We start from the raw sequence: 17564 nt of genomic DNA, 5'->3' as shown, positions 1-17564 counted from the left end.
GTCGGGAAGGGGTCGAGACAGCGCTACCTCAAACAAAAAGAGCTTGGAACCATGCCTGAACATCCGCTACATCGCTTCTTTTCCTCGCATAGGCCCAGGCCGACATTCGAGTGGGAGCGTTACCAGCAGCGCGATGTGCTGATTATCGACCATCCCCGCTGCCAGGCTGTATTCAGTCGCCAGGGTGCACAGTTGTTGCATTTCCAGCCGGCCGGTGAGCGGCCTTGGCTCTGGTGCGCCGAGCAGTGGCCGCAGGTGGGGGCGATTCGCGGTGGTGTACCGGTGTGCTGGCCCTGGTATGGGCGCCACCCCAGCGAGGACCTGTGGCCGGCCCATGGCTGGGCCCGGCTGCTGGACTGGAAGCTGGTGGACAGCCGCGAGGACGAGGAGGGCGTGACCCTCAGGTGGCGGCTGGAGCTGTGCGACTGGCAGGTCGACTTGCATGCCCGCCTGGGCAGCCGCATGGAGCTTAGCCTCAGCACCGAGCACCAGGACAGCGAACCTTGCCAGTTGAGCCATGCGCTGCTGGCCTATTGGCGTATCAGTGATGTCGCTGAGATAGCGCTGTCTGGGCTGGAAGATAAAGAAGGCTATGATCGCCTGAGCCGGCAAGCGTGCCGCGAAGACGGCGCCTTGAAGCTCAAGGGCGGCTGCCAGAAGGTTTACCCCGACACGCCCAAGGTGCAATTGCAGGACCCCGCCTGGCAGCGGGAACTGTGCATCGATACCGGTGACAGCGACGACACCGTGGTCTGGCACCCCGGCAACCGCCCCCTGATGGGCGTGAGCGGGCGTGAGTGCCAGGGGTTTGTTTGCGTTGAAGCGGCCAGTGGCAGCAGCGAAGGCTTGAGCCTTGCGCCTGGGCAGCGCGCCCATCTGCGCCTGCAGGCGCACCGGCTCAGCTGAGTTCGTCGTCCTCGATCGGGTAGCGGCTGGCGTTGAGGCTTTCCTTGATCTTGCGCAAGTGTGGCTGGAAGTCCACGCCGCGGCGCAAGGTCATGCCGGTGGCCAGTACATCGAGTACGGTCAGCTGGATGATCCGCGACGTCATCGGCATGTAGATGTCGGTGTCTTCCGGCAACGGGATGTGCAGGCTGAGACTGCAGGCCTGGGCCAGTGGCGAACCGGCGGCGGTCAGGCCCAGCACCGAGGCGCCGTTTTCCCGTGCCAGGCGTGCCACCTCGACCAGTTCGCGGGTGCGCCCGGTGTAGGAGATGATCACGAACAGGTCGCCAGTGTGGGCCACCGAGGCCAGCATGCGCTGCATCAGCACATCGGCATGGGCCGACACTGCGAGGTTGAAGCGGAAGAACTTGTGCTGGGCGTCCAGGGCTACCGGGGCTGATGCGCCCAGGCCGAAGAAGTGGATCTGCCGGGCCTGGATCATCATGTCCACGGCGCGGCTGACCTGCTGCGGGTCGAGCTGCTGGCAGGCACTGTCCAGCGAGGCGATGGCACTGCCGAAGATTTTCTGGGTGTAGGCCGCAGGGTCGTCGTCGGCCTCCACCGCACGGCTGACATAGGCGGCGCCGCTGGCCAGGCTCTGTGCCAGCTGCAACTTGAGTTCGGGGTAGCCGCTGACGCCGAACGAACGGCAAAAGCGGTTGACGGTCGGTTCGCTGACCTTGGCCGCCTGGGCCAAGGCGGCAATGCTGAACCGGGTCGCTTGTTGCGGGTTGAGCAGGATGACTTCGGCGACTTTGCGTTCGGCCTTGTTCAGCTCGTCGAGGCGTCCCTGAATCTGTTCCAGGAGGTTTCGCACGCGGTCCATGGGGAGTGTCCTTGGGTCGGAAAGACAGGCGGCTGAGGGAGCAGCAAGCCTTTTGCAGGGTCGTCTATCGTACTGTCGGTGCGGGTGACGCACCACTTGTCTGTAACACTTGTCGGTAATGTTGTGGTTTTTACTACATTATCCCTTGAAAACCGTATGTGAAAGCGGTATTCCTAGTTCAACTTTAGGAAAGAACCAACATCATGGCTGCGATCAGTGTCGAACCTTGCACCTTTGCCCTGTTTGGCGCCCTCGGCGACCTGGCATTGCGCAAGCTGTTTCCCGCGCTCTACCAGCTCGACCGTGCCAACCTGCTGCACGCCGACACCCGCCTGCTGGCCTTGGCCCGGGAGCCCGGCAGCGCGCAGGAGCACCTTACTACCATCGAAAACCACCTGCGCCGGCACGTTGCGGATGCAGACCTGGAGCCTGCCGCCCTGGGCCGTTTCCTCGGGCGCCTGAGCTACCAGCACCTGGACTTCCTGCAACCTGAGGGTTACCTCGCCCTCGCCGAGCAGGCGCCTGCCGAGCTGCCGTTGATTGCCTATTTCGCCACCGCGGCAGCCGTTTATGGCGCAATCTGCGAAAACCTCGACAAAGCCGGCTTGGCCGGGCGCACCCGGGTGGTGCTGGAAAAGCCCATCGGCCACGACCTGGAGTCGTCGCGCCGGGTCAACGATGCCGTGGCGCGTTTCTTCCCCGAGAGCCGGGTATATCGCATCGATCATTACCTGGGCAAGGAGACGGTACAGAACCTCATCGCCCTGCGCTTTGCCAACAGCCTGTTCGAAACCCAGTGGAACCAGAATTCCATCTCCCATGTGGAGATCACCGTGGCGGAAAAGGTCGGCATCGAAGGCCGTTGGGGCTACTTCGACAAGGCCGGCCAGCTGCGCGACATGATCCAGAACCATCTGCTGCAGTTGTTGTGCTTGATCGCCATGGACCCGCCCAGCGAGCTCTCGGCCGACAGCATTCGCGACGAGAAGGTCAAGGTGCTCAAAGCCCTGGCGCCGATCACTGGCGACGGCTTGAGCACCCGCGTGGTGCGCGGCCAGTACATCGCCGGTTACAGCGATGGCAAGCCGGTGCCAGGCTACCTGGAAGAAGACAACGCCAATGCGCAGAGCGACACCGAAACTTTCGTTGCCTTGCGTGCCGATATCCGCAACTGGCGCTGGTCAGGTGTGCCGTTCTACCTGCGCACTGGCAAGCGCATGCCGCAAAAGCTCTCGCAGATCGTCATTCACTTCAAGGAAACGCCGCACTATATCTTTGCCCCGGAACAGCGCTTGCAGGTCGGCAACAAGCTGATCATCCGCCTGCAACCGGACGAAGGCATTTCGCTGCGGGTGATGACCAAGGAGCAGGGCCTGGACAAAGGCATGCAACTGCGCAGTGGCCCGCTGCAACTGAATTTTTCCGATACTTGGCGCACCGCCAGGATTCCGGATGCCTATGAACGTTTGCTGCTTGAAGTGATGCGCGGCAACCAGAACCTGTTTGTACGCAAGGACGAGATCGAATATGCCTGGACGTGGTGCGACCAGCTGATCGCTGGCTGGCGCAAGGCCGGTGATGCCCCTAAGCCATATGCAGCAGGCTCGTGGGGGCCGATGAGCTCGATTGCACTGATTACGCGCGATGGGAGGGCGTGGTATGGGGATATCTGAATTGCAATTGCCGGGGGCCGTCAAGGTGCATCAGTTGGGTGATGCCAAGGTGCTTGCCGCGACGTTGGCCACTGATGTGGCCGCCCGCCTGAAGGCCGCCATCGCCACCAAGGGCCAGGCATGCCTGGTGCTTTCAGGTGGCCGCAGCCCGGTGCCTTTCCTCGAGAAGCTGGCCAGCGAGGTGCTGGATTGGTCCAAGGTCACCGTCAGCCTGGCCGACGAGCGCTGGGTGCCGGTGGAACACGCCGACAGCAATGCCGGCTTGGTGGCCCGTCATCTGTTCAGGGGGGCGGCCGCCCAGGCCCGTTTCATTGGCCTCTATCAGCAGGCAGAAACGGTTGAAGGGGCGGCCGACAAAGCCGATAAGGCCCTTGCTGCGCTACCGGCCATCGACGTGTTGGTGCTTGGCATGGGCGACGATGGCCATACCGCATCGCTGTTCCCCAACAGCCCCAACCTGCGTGAGGGCCTTGAACTGAACACCACGCGTCGCTGCCTGCCGCTGCTGGCGCCGAGCGTGCCCCACCAACGCCTGTCGATGACCCGTGCGTTGCTGGCCAGCGCCGCATTCATCGCCCTGTCCGTGCAAGGGCCGGGCAAACTCGCTACCCTGCGCGCCGCGCTGGCGGGCAACGACCTTACCGAAATGCCGATTCGCGCCTTTCTTCACGACCCCCTGGACATCTACTGGTGCCCATGAGCAAAGGATCCACTGTCATGACCACCCTCGAACGCCCACAGCCTCTGCTCTCGATGGCCGAGAAAGCCGACCGGATCGATGCGATCTGTGGCGCGGCGCGCATCCTGCCGGTGATCACCATCGCCCGTGAGGAAGATATCCTGCCCCTGGCCGATGCCTTGGCCGCTGGCGGCATCCGAACGCTGGAAGTGACCCTGCGCTCTGAGCATGGCCTGAAGGCCATCCAAGTGCTGCGCGAGCAGCGTCCGCAGCTGTGCGTCGGTGCCGGTACTGTGCTCGATCGCGGCATGTATGCAGCGGTCGAGGCGGCGGGTGCGCAGTTCGTGGTTACCCCGGGCATCACCCAGGACCTCCTCGAGGCTGGCGTGGACAGCGATATTCCGCTGTTGCCAGGCATCAGCACGCCCTCGGAAATCATGATGGGCTATGCCCTGGGTTACCGGCGCTTCAAGCTCTTCCCGGCTGAGATCAGCGGTGGCGTGGCGGCGATCAAGGCCTTTGGTGGCCCGTTCGGCGATATCCGCTTCTGCCCAACCGGCGGGGTTAACCCGGCCAATGTGCGCAACTACATGGCCCTGCCCAACGTCATGTGCGTGGGCGGTACCTGGATGCTCGACAGCAGCTGGATCAAGAACGGTGACTGGGCGCGGATCCAGGCGTGCAGCGCCGAGGCGATGGCCCTGCTGGACTGATACTGAATTTGTTGTGTGCTTTACGGCTTATGGGGCGCTTGGTCGGCGCCCCCTTTTTTGCCTGCAGGTTTTGTGCTGCCTGTGCTGGCCTTGTCGCGGCACAGGCATTAAAAAGCCCGCATCAAGGATGCGGGCTCTGGGCCATCAAACTACAGCTTACGCTGCTTTGGCTTCTTGCTGGCTCAGCGAGCGGTTCAGTGCACTGAACAGCGCCTTGAAGCTGGCGGTGGTGATGTTTTCATCGATGCCCACGCCATGCACAGGGCGGCCGCCGGCCACACGCAGTTCGATGTAGGCCGCCGCTTTGGCGTTGGTGCCGGCACCAATGGCGTGCTCGTTGTAGTCCATGATCTCCACGGCGATCGGCAGGCCGGCCACCAAGGCTTCCAGGGCGCCGTTGCCTTTGCCGCGCCAGTGCAGGGTGGTCTCGCCTTCACCGGCGACTTCCACTTCCACGGCGCTGTGGCCGTTTTCTTCCTGCAGACGATGGCTGACCAGCGCATACGGGCTATTGGCCTGGAGGTATTCCTTGTGCAGCAGGCTGTAGATCTGCTGGGCGGTCATTTCCAGGCCAAGGCGATCGGTTTCACCCTGCACCACCTGGCTGAATTCGATCTGCATGCGGCGCGGCAGGCTGATGCCGTATTCCTGCTCGAGCAGGTAAGTGATGCCGCCCTTGCCGGACTGGCTGTTGACCCGGATGACCGCCTCGTAGCTGCGGCCGATATCAGCTGGGTCGATCGGCAGGTAGGGCACTTCCCACAGCTCGCCTTCCTGCTGCTTGGCGAAGCCCTTGCGGATGGCGTCCTGGTGCGAGCCGGAAAACGCGGTGTGGACCAGGTCGCCGACATACGGATGACGTGGGTGGACCGGCAGCTGGTTGCACTCTTCGACCACTTTGCGCACGCCGTCGATGTCGGAGAAGTCCAGCTTGGGGTCGATACCTTGGGTGTAGAGGTTCAGCGCCAGGGTCACCAGGTCGACGTTGCCGGTACGCTCGCCGTTGCCGAACAGGCAGCCTTCGGCGCGGTCGGCACCGGCCATCAGGCCCAGCTCGGTGGCGGCGATGCCGGTACCACGGTCGTTGTGGCAGTGCAGGCTGATGATCACGCTGTCACGGCGGCTGACGTTGCGGCAGAACCATTCGATCTGGTCGGCGTAGATGTTTGGTGTGGCAACTTCGACGGTGGCGGGCAGGTTGAGGATAACCTTGTGCTCAGGGGTCGGGTTCCACACGTCGATGACCGCGTCACAGACTTCCTTGGCGAACGCCAGCTCGGTGGCGCTGAAGGTCTCGGGCGAGTACTGGAAGGTCCAGTGGGTTTCCGGCTGCTGGGCAGCGTATTTGACGAACAGCTTGGCCGCGTTCACCGCGATGTCCTTCACGCCCTGCTTGTCCTGGTTGAAGACAATGCGGCGGAACGACGGGCTGGTGGCGTTGTACAGGTGAACGATGGCTTTCTTGGCGCCGCGCAGCGATTCGAAGGTGCGGGCGATCAGGTCTTCACGGGCCTGGGTGAGCACCTGGATGGTGGTGTCGTCCGGGATGTGGCCGTCTTCGATCAGGGTGCGCACGAAGTCGAAATCAGTCTGCGAGGCGGACGGGAACGAGGCTTCGATTTCCTTCACGCCCACCTGCACCAGGGTCTTCCAGAAACGCAGCTTCTTCTCTGAGTCCATCGGCTCGATCAGCGACTGGTTGCCATCACGCAGGTCGGAACTGCACCAGATCGGTGCTTCGGTGATGGTCTTCGACGGCCAGGTGCGGTCGGGCAGGTCGATGGTCGGGAAAGCGCGGTACTTCTTCGATGGGTCTTTGAGCATGGTCATGGAAGCAATCCTTTTGTGTGCGGCCGAGATCGGGCCTGCCGAGCGTAACGAGATGAGGGGGCGAGGCGACGCGATTCAGCCTGGTAGTCGGGCGCTGACCAGGCAGAGGCTGCGATGTTGTCGGAGCAGAATGAGGGTGCTGAAGGTTTTCATGCCTTCAACCCTAACCAGTGGGGTCAGGGATGGCAAGTGCTCGCCGAAAATTGAGATAAATGCTTAAAAAAAGAGTGTTTGCGAGATTTTATGGCTGAAATTCTTTTTAGGTTTATAGCTTGTTGCGCAGTATTTTTCGATAGCGCAAGGCTGTGATGCCGAGGCTTAGGCGAGCCGGCCCCATCGCCGGCAAGCCGGCCTCCACAGGTACCGAGACGCGCTGCGCGGCGCTGTGGAAGCCGGCTTGCCGGCGAGGCGTGGTCAAGGCTGAAACGCACCAATGAAAATGGCCGGATCCACACGTGCATCATTGAGGCTGACGTTCCAGTGCATGTGCGGTCCGGTAGCCCGTCCGGTCGAGCCCACCCGGCCCACCACATCCCCGCGGCGCAACGGCTGCCCCACATTCACATCGATCTTCGACATATGGCAGAACATGCTGATGAAGCCCTGGCCATGGTCGACGAACACCGTGCGCCCGTTGAAGAAGTAGTCACCCACCAGGATCACCTTGCCATTGGCCGGGGTCTTGATCGGGGTGCCTGCCGGCACCGCGAAGTCCAGCCCGGCGTGCGGGTTGCGTTCCTCGCCATTGAAGAAGCGGCGCACGCCGAACTTGCTCGACAGCGGCCCGCTGACCGGCTTGTCGAGCACCAGGTTGCTGGGCAGGTTCGGGCTGAAGCTGCGGTAGGCCTTGATCTGTTCGGCCAGTTCACGGTCGATGCGCTTGAGGTCGGCCGGGTCGGGGTTGACCTGGCGCTTGTTCTTCAAGGTGATGTGCTGCTCGGGGTATTGCTTGGCCCCTACGCTGAACGGCAGGCGCCGCTCGCCTTGGGTGAGCACGGCCGTGCCGGGTTTTTGCGTCAGCGGGATACCGACGATGGCCAGCCAGTTGTCCTGCTCCTTCACCACCAGCACCGGCTTGCCGTCGAAGCGCGCGCTGGGCGCCGAGGCCGCTGGGCCGAGGTCGACCACGGCGACGCCGCCGGGGACCGGTTTGTTCAGGGTACGGGTGATGTAGCTGGCCTGGGCGCCGCCAGCCAGCAACAACAGAGAAAAGGCAAGCAGGGGGGCGAGCAGGCGGGGCATGTGTCAGTCCAGTAGTGAAAGGGTGACCGGAGTCAGGTGGTTGTCCTCGACCCGCACCTGCAGTTCGCCTTCGTTGAGGCGGGCAGTCAGGCGCTGGCCGTTGCGGGTCTGCTCGGCGCTGCGGATGGCCTGGCCACGCTCGTCGAGCAGGATGCTGTAGCCCCGCGCCAGGGTGGCCAGGGGGCTGACCACCTGCAATGTTTGCAGTTGCGCCTGGAAGCGCTGGCGGCGGTCCTTCAGCACGTCGCGCATGGCCCGTGGCAGACGCTCGGCAAGGCTGTCCAGGCGTTGCCCGAGCAACTTCAATGTACGCCCCGGGTGCTGCGCCGCCAGGCGCGTGTCAAGGCGTGCCAGGCGTTCGCGGCGCTGGTTGAGGTTGAGCAGGAATGCGCGGCGCAGGCGCATGTCCAGGTCATCCAGGCGCTGGGCCTGCTGGCGCAGACGCTCGCCGGGGTGGCGCAGGCGTCGGGTCAGTGACTCCAGGCGCAGACGGTCGTGGGCTATGCGGTTCTGCATGCGCAGCAGCAGGCGCCGTTGCAGACCGTCCAGGCGCTGTTGCAGGCCGCTGCTGTCAGGGGCCAGCAGCTCGGCAGCGGCTGATGGCGTGGGTGCCCGTACGTCCGCCACAAAGTCGCTGATCGATACATCGGTCTCGTGGCCAACGGCGCTGACGATGGGCGTGACGCAGGCCGCGACAGCGCGGGCCACGGCTTCTTCGTTGAAGCACCAGAGGTCTTCCAGCGAGCCGCCACCGCGGGCCAGGATCAGCGCGTCGAAGCCGCGACCATCGGCCAGTTGCAGGGCACGGACAATCTGGTTGATGGCCTCGCGGCCTTGCACGGCGGTGGGGATCAGATTCAGCTCGACCTGCGGCGCCCGGCGGCGAAACACACTGATGATGTCGCGGATCACGGCACCGGTGGGCGAGGTGATGACGCCGATGCGCTGCGGGTGGGCCGGCAGGGGCCGTTTGCGCTCGGCACTGAACAGGCCTTCAGCGCCGAGCTTTTCCTTCAGGGCCTCGAAGGCCAGGCGCAGCGCACCGTCACCGGCGGGCTCGACGGTGTCGAGGATCAGTTGGTAGTCGCCGCGCCCCTCGAACAACGACACCTTGCCGCGCACCCGCACCGCCAGGCCGTCGCGCAGGGCCTGGCGCACCCGCGTGGCATTTTGGCGGAACAGCGCGCAACGTACCTGGGCGCCGCTGTCCTTGAGGGTGAAGTACAGATGGCCGGAGGCCGGGCGGGCAAGGTTGGAAATCTCGCCTTCCACCCAGACGCTGCGGAACACGTCTTCCAGCAGCACGCGGGCGCGGCCGTTGAGTTGGCTGACGGTCAGGACCTCGCGGTCCAGGCCGAGTCGTTCGAAGGGGTCTTTGATCATGGCAGGCATCATAAAGGACATCGGCCCTGGTTGTCTGTCCCGGCCCTATCCTGAGCAAGCCTGCATCACCCTCACGAACTGCTGCACCCTCTGCCCCGCATCCCGCCGACAGGCCAGCGCCACGGTGCTTTCGCGCGTGCCCTCGAGCGCCACGAAGCTGACCGAGGCCGGCGCAATCTCGCGCATGCATTCGGGCAGCAACGCTACCCCGAACCCCGCCTGAATCAGCTGCAACTGTGTCGTCTTGCGCGACACCACCTGTGCCGCTTTTGGGAAAAAGCCCGCCTCCATGCACAGCGAGGCCGACAGGTAACTGAGCCCGCCGCGGTCCCGGTGCGGGATGGAAATGAAGCGCTCTTCCCGTAACTGCTCGAGTTTCACCTGTGCCGCGCTCACCAGTGGATGCCCGGCGGCAACCGCCAGCAACAGGGGCTCACTGAACAGTTCATGCAACACCACACCTTCATGCTGGCGCAACACTGGCAGGCGCAACAGGCCGATATCCAGCCGCCCGGCGGCGATGTCCTCCAACTGCGCCTCTGACGATTGCTGCGCGATTTCCAGCGAAACCCCTGGGTTGTGCCGCAGGTAGCTCCCCAGGCGAGCCAGTAGCGGGCCGGTCAGCGGCACGGTGCTGGAGTGGTTCAGGCGCAGACTGCCCAGCAGCCCTTCACCCACGTCGCGGGTGGTCCGCTCGGCCTGCGCCAGGTCAGCCAGCAAGCGGCGTGCCTGCTCCAGAAAGGTGTGGCCGGCCGGCGTCAGGCGTGGCAGGCGTGCCGTACGTTCGAACAGCGCCGTGCCCAGTTGCCGCTCCAGCGCCTTGATCTGCCGGCTCAATGCTGATTGGGCGATGTACAGCCGCTCGGCGGCACCGCTGAAGCTGCCGCACTCGGCTATTTCAACGAAGTAACGCAGCTGGCGGATCGAGGTCATGTCATGCCTTTTCGAGATAGGTGTGGCTAAAAAGACATATTAGTCGGCATAGCTCAGGGCTGGCTAACCTTTGGCTGTCTTCCCCGGAACTGTTGCCATGCTCGCCCAACTGTCGTTTTCTGGCCTTGACTGGCTGCCCATCCTGCTTGGTGTCGGTGTTGCGTACATCGTCTTCGGCATTGCCGGATTTGGCACCGCGCTGGTGGCCGGCCCGGTACTGATCCACTTCATGCCGCTGTCGCGGATCATTCCGCTGTTGGTATTGCTGGATTTCGTCGCGGCGTTGGGCAACCTGTTACCGTCGCGCCGCGATGTGGTGCGAGGCGAACTGTTACGCTTGCTGCCGTGCATGGCCGTGGGCTGCACCCTGGGCGTGGTGTTTCTGTTGCACCTCAAGTCCGACCTGTCGCTCTTGCTGATGGGGCTGTTCGTCACCGCCTACGCCATCTATGGCCTGGCGGTGAACGTGCGGCCGGCCCGTCTGTCCGGCCTCTGGGCCGTGCCGATGGGCATTACCGGTGGCTTGTTCGGGGCTTTGTTCGGCAGCGGGGGCTTCCTCTACGCCATCTACCTGAGCGCGCGGCTGGAGGTGAAAGAGCAAATACGCGCGACTCAGAGCGCCTTGATCAGTTGCAGTACGGTGGTGCGCCTGTCGTTGTTCCTGATCGCCGGGGTCTACGCCGATACCAGCCTGCTGTTGCTCGCCGCCAGCCTGTTGCCGGTTATGTTCGCCGGGCTGTGGGTCGGGCGCAGGCTGACCCTGAAACTCTCACGCGAGGCCTTCGTGCGCCTGGTCACCTGGCTGGTACTGGGCAGCGGCCTGGCGCTCATCGGTCGCTACCTGAGCGCGTGAGCGGTAGAATTGCGCCATTACCGCAGTTCGCAGGCCTGTTTTGTCAATGAACACCCAAAGCATCATCGTTCCCAGACTCTCCACCGTGCCGGTCCACGAGGCGCGCGCGCGGGCCATCCTGCGCTGGCTGGTGCGGGAGAAGATCGTCGAGGAACCGCTGACCACCTGTGGTCGTACCGGCAACCGCATGGGCCATGCCCTGGCCGATGGCGCGCGCAAGGTCGCCCTGCACCCGCAAAGGTTGCCGTTCGGGGAGCCGGTCAATGGTTTGGAGGTGGTGCTCAAGCGCTGCATCTATACACCCAGCGATGGCTTCCTTGAAGAAGCCGGCTGCCCGGAGTGCCGCCGCGAGGTGGGTGAGCCCTTGTTCGAAAGCCTGGAAGAGTGGATGCCAGGGGTGAGTGACAACTTCACCTGCCCGTTGTGCGGCTTCGAAGACGACATCAATGGCTTCATCTTCCTGCAGCCATGTGCCTTTTCCAACCTGGGGTTCATCTTCAACAACTGGGGCGAGGCCGGGTTTACCCAAGCCTTTCTCGACAGCTTCGCCGACTGGCTGGATCAGCCGGTGGCGGTGGTGCAGGTAAAACTGCCAGTACGCTGACCGAAGGCCCTTATTTTGCATTGAGCGGCGCGCCGTGGATGAGTATAATGGCGCGCTTCCATTTTTCCCGCCCGGGAGCCCCCGCGATGCTGCGTATCAGCCAAGAAGCCCTGACCTTCGACGATATCCTCCTTGTACCTGGCTACTCTGAGGTACTGCCCAATGAAGTCAGTCTCAAGACCCGTTTGACTCGTGGCATCGAGCTGAACATCCCACTGGTTTCCGCCGCCATGGATACCGTGACCGAAGCGCGCCTGGCTATCGCCATGGCCCAGGAAGGCGGCATCGGCATCATCCACAAGAACATGACCATCGAACAGCAGGCCGGCGAAGTCCGCAAGGTCAAGAAGTTCGAGGCTGGCGTGGTCAAGGACCCGATCACCATCGAAGCCGACGCCACTGTGCGCGACCTGTTCGACCTGACCCGCCTGAACAACATCTCCGGTGTTCCGGTGCTGGAGAACGGCGACCTGGTCGGTATCGTCACTTCCCGTGACGTGCGCTTCGAAAGCCGCCTGGATGCCAAGGTGCGCGACGTGATGACGCCTAAAGAGCGTCTGGTCACCGTGCGCGAAGGCGCCGACAAGAACGAAGTCCGCGAGCTGCTGCACAAGCACCGCCTGGAAAAAGTCCTGATCGTCGACGACAAGTTCAGCCTCAAGGGCATGATGACCGTCAAGGACATTGAAAAAGCCAAGGCCTACCCGCTGGCCAGCAAGGACGACCAGGGTCGTCTGCGTGTCGGCGCTGCGGTCGGCACCGGCAAGGACACCGGCGAGCGCGTTGCCGCCCTGGTTGCCGCCGGCGTTGACGTGGTGGTGGTCGACACCGCCCATGGCCACTCCAAGGGCGTGATCGATCGCGTGCGCTGGGTCAAGGAAACCTACCCGCAAGTGCAGGTGATCGGCGGCAACATCGCCACCGGCGCTGCGGCCAAGGCCCTGGCCGAGGCTGGCGCTGACGCAGTCAAGGTCGGTATCGGCCCAGGCTCGATCTGCACCACCCGTATCGTCGCCGGCGTCGGCGTGCCGCAAATCAGCGCCATCGCCAACGTCGCCGCAGCCCTGGAAGGCACGGGCGTGCCGCTGATCGCCGACGGCGGCATCCGCTTCTCGGGTGACCTGTCCAAGGCCATCGTTGCCGGTGCTTCGTGCGTGATGATGGGTTCGATGTTCGCCGGTACCGAAGAGGCACCGGGTGAAGTCGAGCTGTTCCAGGGCCGGTCCTACAAGGCCTACCGTGGCATGGGCTCGCTGGGTGCCATGGCGCAGGCGCAAGGGTCGTCCGACCGTTACTTCCAGGACTCCTCGGCCGGCGCCGAGAAGCTCGTTCCGGAAGGGATCGAAGGCCGCGTCCCGTACAAAGGCGCCCTGGCCGCGATCATCCACCAGCTGATGGGCGGCCTGCGTTCGTCCATGGGCTACACCGGCAGCGCGACCATCGAAGAGATGCGCACCAAGCCGGAATTCGTGCGCATCACCGGTGCCGGCATGGCCGAGTCCCACGTGCACGATGTGCAGATCACTAAAGAAGCCCCTAACTACCGCGTAGGCTGAGGCTTCCAGCTACAACAGAAGCGGGGCTGTCACGACAGCCCCGCGTCGTTTCCGATTTCCACTGACGAGATTGAGTCATGGCCCTCGACATTCACGCTCACCGCATCCTGATCCTCGATTTCGGTTCCCAGTACACCCAGCTGATCGCCCGCCGCGTGCGCGAGATCGGTGTCTACTGCGAACTGCATCCGTTCGACATGGATGATGAAGCGATCCGCGAATTCAACCCGCGCGGCATCATCCTTGCTGGCGGCCCTGAGTCGGTCCACGAAGCCAACAGCCCGCGTGCACCGCAGGCCGTGTTCGACCTGAACGTACCGCTGCTGGGCATCTGCTACGGCATGCAGACCATGGCCGAGCAGTTGGGCGGCAAGGTCGAAGGTTCCGACCTGCGCGAATTCGGCTATGCCCGTGTTGACGTGGTCGGCAAGAGCCGCCTGCTGGACGGCATCGAAGACCACGTCGATGACGACGGTGTGCTGGGCCTGGACGTGTGGATGAGCCACGGCGACAAGGTCACCCAGATGCCGGGCAACTTCAACATCCTGGCCAGCACCCCAAGCTGCCCGATCGCCGGCATGTTCGACGATTCCCGTGGCTACTACGGCGTGCAGTTCCATCCGGAAGTGACCCACACCAAGCAGGGCGGTCGCATCCTCTCGCGCTTCGTCCAGGACATCTGCGGCTGTGAAGCCCTGTGGACACCGTCCAACATCGTCGAAGACGCCATCGCCCAGGTGCGTGAGCAAGTCGGTTCGGCCAACGTCCTGCTGGGCCTGTCCGGTGGCGTTGACAGCTCCGTTGTTGCCGCGCTGCTGCACCGCGCCATCGGCGATCAGCTGACCTGCGTATTCGTCGACAACGGCCTGCTGCGCCTGCACGAGGGCGACCAGGTGATGGCCATGTTCAAGGAAAACATGGGCGTCAAGGTGATCCGTGCCGATGCCGAGAAGCAGTTCCTCGACAACCTGGAAGGCGAAGCCGACCCGGAGAAGAAGCGCAAGATCATCGGCCGCACCTTCATCGACGTGTTCGACGCCGAAGCCAGCAAGCTGGAGAATATCCAGTTCCTTGCCCAGGGCACTATCTACCCGGACGTGATCGAGTCGGCGGGCGCCAAGAGCGGCAAGGCCCACGTGATCAAGTCGCACCACAACGTCGGTGGCCTGCCAGAGGAAATGAACCTCAAGCTGGTCGAGCCGCTGCGCGAACTGTTCAAGGACGAAGTGCGCAAGATCGGCCTGGAGCTGGGCCTGCCGTACGACATGGTCTACCGCCACCCGTTCCCGGGCCCGGGCCTGGGCGTGCGTATCTTGGGTGAAGTGAAGAAAGAGTACGCCGACATCCTGCGTCGCGCCGACCATATCTTCATCGAAGAGCTGCGCAAGGCCGACTGGTACCACAAGACCAGCCAGGCCTTCGTGGTGTTCCAGCCGGTCAAGTCGGTGGGCGTTGTTGGCGACGGCCGTCGTTACGCTTGGGTTGTCGCCCTGCGTGCCGTCGAGACCGTGGACTTCATGACCGCGCGCTGGGCGCACCTGCCGTACGATCTGCTGGAGACCGTCAGCGGCCGCATCATCAACGAGATCGACGGTATCTCGCGCGTGACCTACGACGTGTCCAGCAAGCCGCCGGCCACTATCGAGTGGGAATGAGTTAAGCCACAAGGGCGCCGCAAGGCGCCCTTGTCGTATCTGGCTTGCAGGGCATGCGCGCTGTTCACGTGTGAACGTAGTGCATGCCTTGGCGGGTGAGGGCGGTGCGCAACTGCGCCAGGCCATTGAGGTGGCGTCCGCTGATCCATGGCCAGTCTGGCTTTTCGATGTAGACGTAACGCCCGTCCTGGCGCACCAGGGTATATTTCAGTTGCCCGTCGCTGCTTCGATGGACCAGTTTGATTTGGCCATCGAGGTCGTTGAAGGTGAACATGCCTCTGCTGGCCAGGCTCATTTCCAGGTTCCTGCTGCCCCGTGTGGTCTGGGCCACCGCTACCTGTACCCGCAGATCGCCCTGAAGGCGATGGATGTCAAGGTCGGCGCTGACAACCACGCGTCCCGGATCGACTTCAATGCCGCCCACTTCACCGATCTGAATGTCTTCAAAGCGCAGCCCGATCGCGCCTTGTAGTTCACTCAGGCCGGGTACGCCTTCGAAGGTGTTCGAGTGCGTACTGCCCACCAGGGCTACCCACTTGCCCGGGCCGCGTACGACCTGGTCGGCATCGATGGTCAGGTGCGCGAAGTAGTTCATCATCGTTTGCCGGGTCTGCGGCAATGGTGCGCTGTCCCAGGCCTGGCGGTAGCTGGCCATGCAATCGATGGACTGGACGCGGATCCGCTGTTTTTGGGCTGCGATCAGTACGTGCTTGAACGTGTAGCGGCCTGCGCGATCGGTGAAGTGCCCCATGTCCAAGGTGTCCGCGTAGGTCTCCAGGCTTGCTGGCATTTGCCCGGTGCGATTGAACAAGTCCAGGTCCGCTTGGTGGAAGTCCGTCAGAAAATGCTCCATGTACAACACGCTGACTTTCTGCTTTTTCAGCAGCGCCATGTTGTCGATCAGAAAGCGTTTGCTGCCCAGTTGCGAGTGCCCCTCACCAATGACAACGCCGTGGCTGCGCTCATACAGGCTGCGGATGATCTGTTTTGGGCTCGCCTCTCGAGGCAGCTCGGGAGGCTTGGGGCGCGCAGGCAGCTGTACGCTTTCGAAGAACTGCCGGGCGTCGCTGGCCAAGCTGTCGCGGCGTCTCCTGAATTCGATGTATTGCTCATTGGCTTCAGGGTTCAGGTCGACAAAGATGCCACTCAACGTTTTGTCATTGCCCCCTTCAGCGGCGCTTTTCAAGCCGCTGCGCAGGGCTTGGGGGATTTCATAAGGGCTGGCGGGCAGTTCGGTCACTGCAGCGCTCCGTGCTCCGCCCCAAAGGGACAGCAGCTTGCGCGGCAACATACCGCCGCGTAACCCGAGGCGCTCGAAGGGCTGCCATTGTCCATTGGCATCCAGGGACACAGGGACGTTGCGGTAGAAAGAAAACGGGTTTTGCGGGTCGACCACCACCCAGCTGTTCATTTGCCCGACAAAGCGTACCTGATAGGGCTGCTCGTCGATCAAGGCGTAGAAGTTGCCACCCTGGGTATAAATGCCTTCCAGAGGGCCGCTGCCAGGGGAGCCTGTCAGTACCTCGTTGGTTTCGAAGGGGGCTAGCAGGGCGCTTTGCCTGACAGGTCTGTGCGGTTCAGGGACCCAGGTTTCGATCTCGGCCGGCGTCGCAGGCTCGCTGTCCTCGGCGGCGTGCCACGTTTCATCGGGCTCGCCCGGCAGCGGCGGCTCGGGCTCGCCAATCTCGCCCAGGCGGGCGTCCGGCGCACCAGCGAGCAGGGTCGCGCTGAACAGCGTATTGATGGCAGCCAGCACCGCGCCGGCCACCCCCTGCTGGCGTTCAGCGGTGGTATGGCCATTGACCGCCTGGTCGATGCTCAGGCCGGTCTCTGCCAGGCCGGCGCCCACCACCGCCAGGGCCACGGGCCAGGACACAGCAGCCATGGGGCCCACTATCTCGCCGAAGGCCTTGAAGTAACCGATCCACAGTTGTTTGCGCAAATCGGCATTGGAGCGCAGGGCGAACTGTGCATCGTCGATCATGCGTTTACGTGCACAGTCTCGCAAATGGCTGAATGCATCACCGGGCACTGTCCGGTCGAGCTGGTTGAGGCAGGGGTGGTCGTCGCCTCCCCAGTTGAAGAACAGAAGATCGATCAGGTGGTTGAGGCCCACGCTGCTGTCCTTTTGGTCGAGCGTGTCGAGCGAGAAATGCCCCATGAAGCGCGCCCTGTTATCGGCCTGGTTGGTGTTCATCAGCACCCACCAATACAGCTCGCTGCGGTTGCGAAATATGTGCAGGGCTTCGAACTCGCCTGGGGTGTAGAGCAGTTGGTAACCATCGTCCATCTCGACCCGGAGGATGTCGGTGGCCACATGGCCGCCGATATCGAAGGTGCAAACGCGGTAGCCAGCGGCGGGCGGGACGTGCTGCTGCAGTTGCTCAAGGGTCGGCGGCCAGGTGCTGGCGCCGGTCAGGGCGGTGGCTACCCTGCGGGCGCGCCTGGCCAGTTCGCTTTGGCCATCCTCCACGCATAACTCCAGCACCTTGGCGAGGAAGTTGACCTTGGCCAGGGTGCGATAGTCGTCGGCGTGCTGGGTCCAGAAATCATCCAGGCGTTTATGGAATGCGCTGCTGAAATCGATTTCCCAGAAGTCCTGAAGCACGTCGCGAGGGGCGATGGCAATTTCGTTGTGCTCGTCGAATACTTCTTTGTCCGCACCGTCCTTG

The 17564-nt window shown here is 63.3% G+C and carries 14 protein-coding genes; 8 read left to right on the top strand and 6 right to left on the bottom strand.

Translation table 11 applies throughout. The features are described 5' to 3' along the window. Positions 1 to 51: 51 nt before the first annotated feature. Entirely contained in the window at positions 52 to 906 is an 855-nt protein-coding gene (locus APH34_RS09840) for a D-hexose-6-phosphate mutarotase (protein WP_054900982.1), read from the top strand. Here APH34_RS09840 and hexR read toward each other — a convergent pair. Beyond that, positions 899 to 1762, bottom strand: coding sequence for a DNA-binding transcriptional regulator HexR (gene hexR, locus APH34_RS09835; protein WP_176513231.1), 864 nt, complete (start codon positions 1760 to 1762; stop codon positions 899 to 901). The genes APH34_RS09840 and hexR overlap by 8 nt on opposite strands. Positions 1763 to 1974: 212 nt before the next feature. Between hexR and zwf the strand changes: the two genes are divergently transcribed. The 3 genes from zwf to APH34_RS09820 are packed head-to-tail and all read left to right on the top strand — an operon-like array spanning position 1975 to position 4836. Further along, positions 1975 to 3444 carry a glucose-6-phosphate dehydrogenase gene (gene zwf, locus APH34_RS09830; RefSeq protein WP_054900980.1) on the top strand — a complete coding sequence of 490 codons (1470 nt, stop codon included), beginning with the start codon at positions 1975 to 1977 and terminating at the stop codon, positions 3442 to 3444. Continuing rightward, positions 3431 to 4144, top strand: coding sequence for a 6-phosphogluconolactonase (pgl, locus tag APH34_RS09825; RefSeq protein ID WP_054900979.1), 714 nt, complete (start codon positions 3431 to 3433; stop codon positions 4142 to 4144). Before zwf ends, pgl begins: the two co-directional genes overlap by 14 nt. A gap of 17 nt (positions 4145 to 4161) precedes the next feature. Beyond that, positions 4162 to 4836, top strand: coding sequence for a bifunctional 4-hydroxy-2-oxoglutarate aldolase/2-dehydro-3-deoxy-phosphogluconate aldolase (locus tag APH34_RS09820; protein WP_054900978.1), 675 nt, complete (start codon positions 4162 to 4164; stop codon positions 4834 to 4836). Positions 4837 to 4992: 156 nt separating this feature from the next. Here APH34_RS09820 and leuA read toward each other — a convergent pair whose 3' ends face one another. The 4 genes from leuA to APH34_RS09795 form a co-directional block, all read right to left on the bottom strand. After that, complete coding sequence (gene leuA, locus APH34_RS09815; protein ID WP_054900977.1) at positions 4993 to 6666, bottom strand: 2-isopropylmalate synthase; 1674 nt, start codon at positions 6664 to 6666, stop codon at positions 4993 to 4995. A gap of 414 nt (positions 6667 to 7080) precedes the next feature. Further along, entirely contained in the window at positions 7081 to 7908 is an 828-nt protein-coding gene (locus APH34_RS09805; protein WP_054900975.1) for a M23 family metallopeptidase, read from the bottom strand. A gap of 3 nt (positions 7909 to 7911) precedes the next feature. Then, a complete protein-coding gene (gene xseA, locus APH34_RS09800) occupies positions 7912 to 9291 on the bottom strand; it encodes an exodeoxyribonuclease VII large subunit (RefSeq protein ID WP_054901128.1) in 1380 nt (459 codons plus the stop codon). 45 nt (positions 9292 to 9336) lie between these two features. Continuing rightward, positions 9337 to 10224: a LysR family transcriptional regulator gene (locus APH34_RS09795; protein WP_054900974.1), complete on the bottom strand. Its 888-nt coding sequence runs from the start codon at positions 10222 to 10224 to the stop codon at positions 9337 to 9339. Between the two features lie 97 nt (positions 10225 to 10321). On the opposite strand from APH34_RS09795, the gene APH34_RS09790 reads away from it, so the two are divergent. The 4 genes from APH34_RS09790 to guaA all read left to right on the top strand — a co-directional run bounded on the left by APH34_RS09790 (position 10322) and on the right by guaA (position 14892). Further along, the gene (locus APH34_RS09790; protein WP_054900973.1) at positions 10322 to 11077 is read left to right on the top strand and encodes a sulfite exporter TauE/SafE family protein; all 756 of its coding nucleotides are present in this window, start codon (positions 10322 to 10324) and stop codon (positions 11075 to 11077) included. 46 nt (positions 11078 to 11123) lie between these two features. Continuing rightward, the gene (locus APH34_RS09785; protein WP_054900972.1) at positions 11124 to 11681 is read left to right on the top strand and encodes a hypothetical protein; all 558 of its coding nucleotides are present in this window, start codon (positions 11124 to 11126) and stop codon (positions 11679 to 11681) included. A gap of 86 nt (positions 11682 to 11767) precedes the next feature. Continuing rightward, on the top strand, positions 11768 to 13237 hold the full coding sequence (gene guaB, locus APH34_RS09780; RefSeq protein ID WP_054900971.1) for an IMP dehydrogenase: 1470 nt from the start codon (positions 11768 to 11770) through the stop codon (positions 13235 to 13237). 77 nt (positions 13238 to 13314) lie between these two features. After that, positions 13315 to 14892, top strand: coding sequence for a glutamine-hydrolyzing GMP synthase (gene guaA / locus APH34_RS09775; protein ID WP_054900970.1), 1578 nt, complete (start codon positions 13315 to 13317; stop codon positions 14890 to 14892). A gap of 64 nt (positions 14893 to 14956) precedes the next feature. Here the strand turns inward: guaA and APH34_RS09770 are convergent. Further along, positions 14957 to 17564, bottom strand: a 2608-nt coding sequence (locus APH34_RS09770) for a membrane-targeted effector domain-containing toxin (RefSeq protein WP_054900969.1), incomplete at its 5' end; no start/stop codon positions are given.

Origin of the sequence: Pseudomonas sp. NBRC 111131 (genome assembly GCF_001320525.1) — a bacterium.
GTDB lineage: Bacteria > Pseudomonadota > Gammaproteobacteria > Pseudomonadales > Pseudomonadaceae > Aquipseudomonas > Aquipseudomonas ceruminis.
This window is presented reverse-complemented; position numbering and strand designations above follow the sequence as displayed.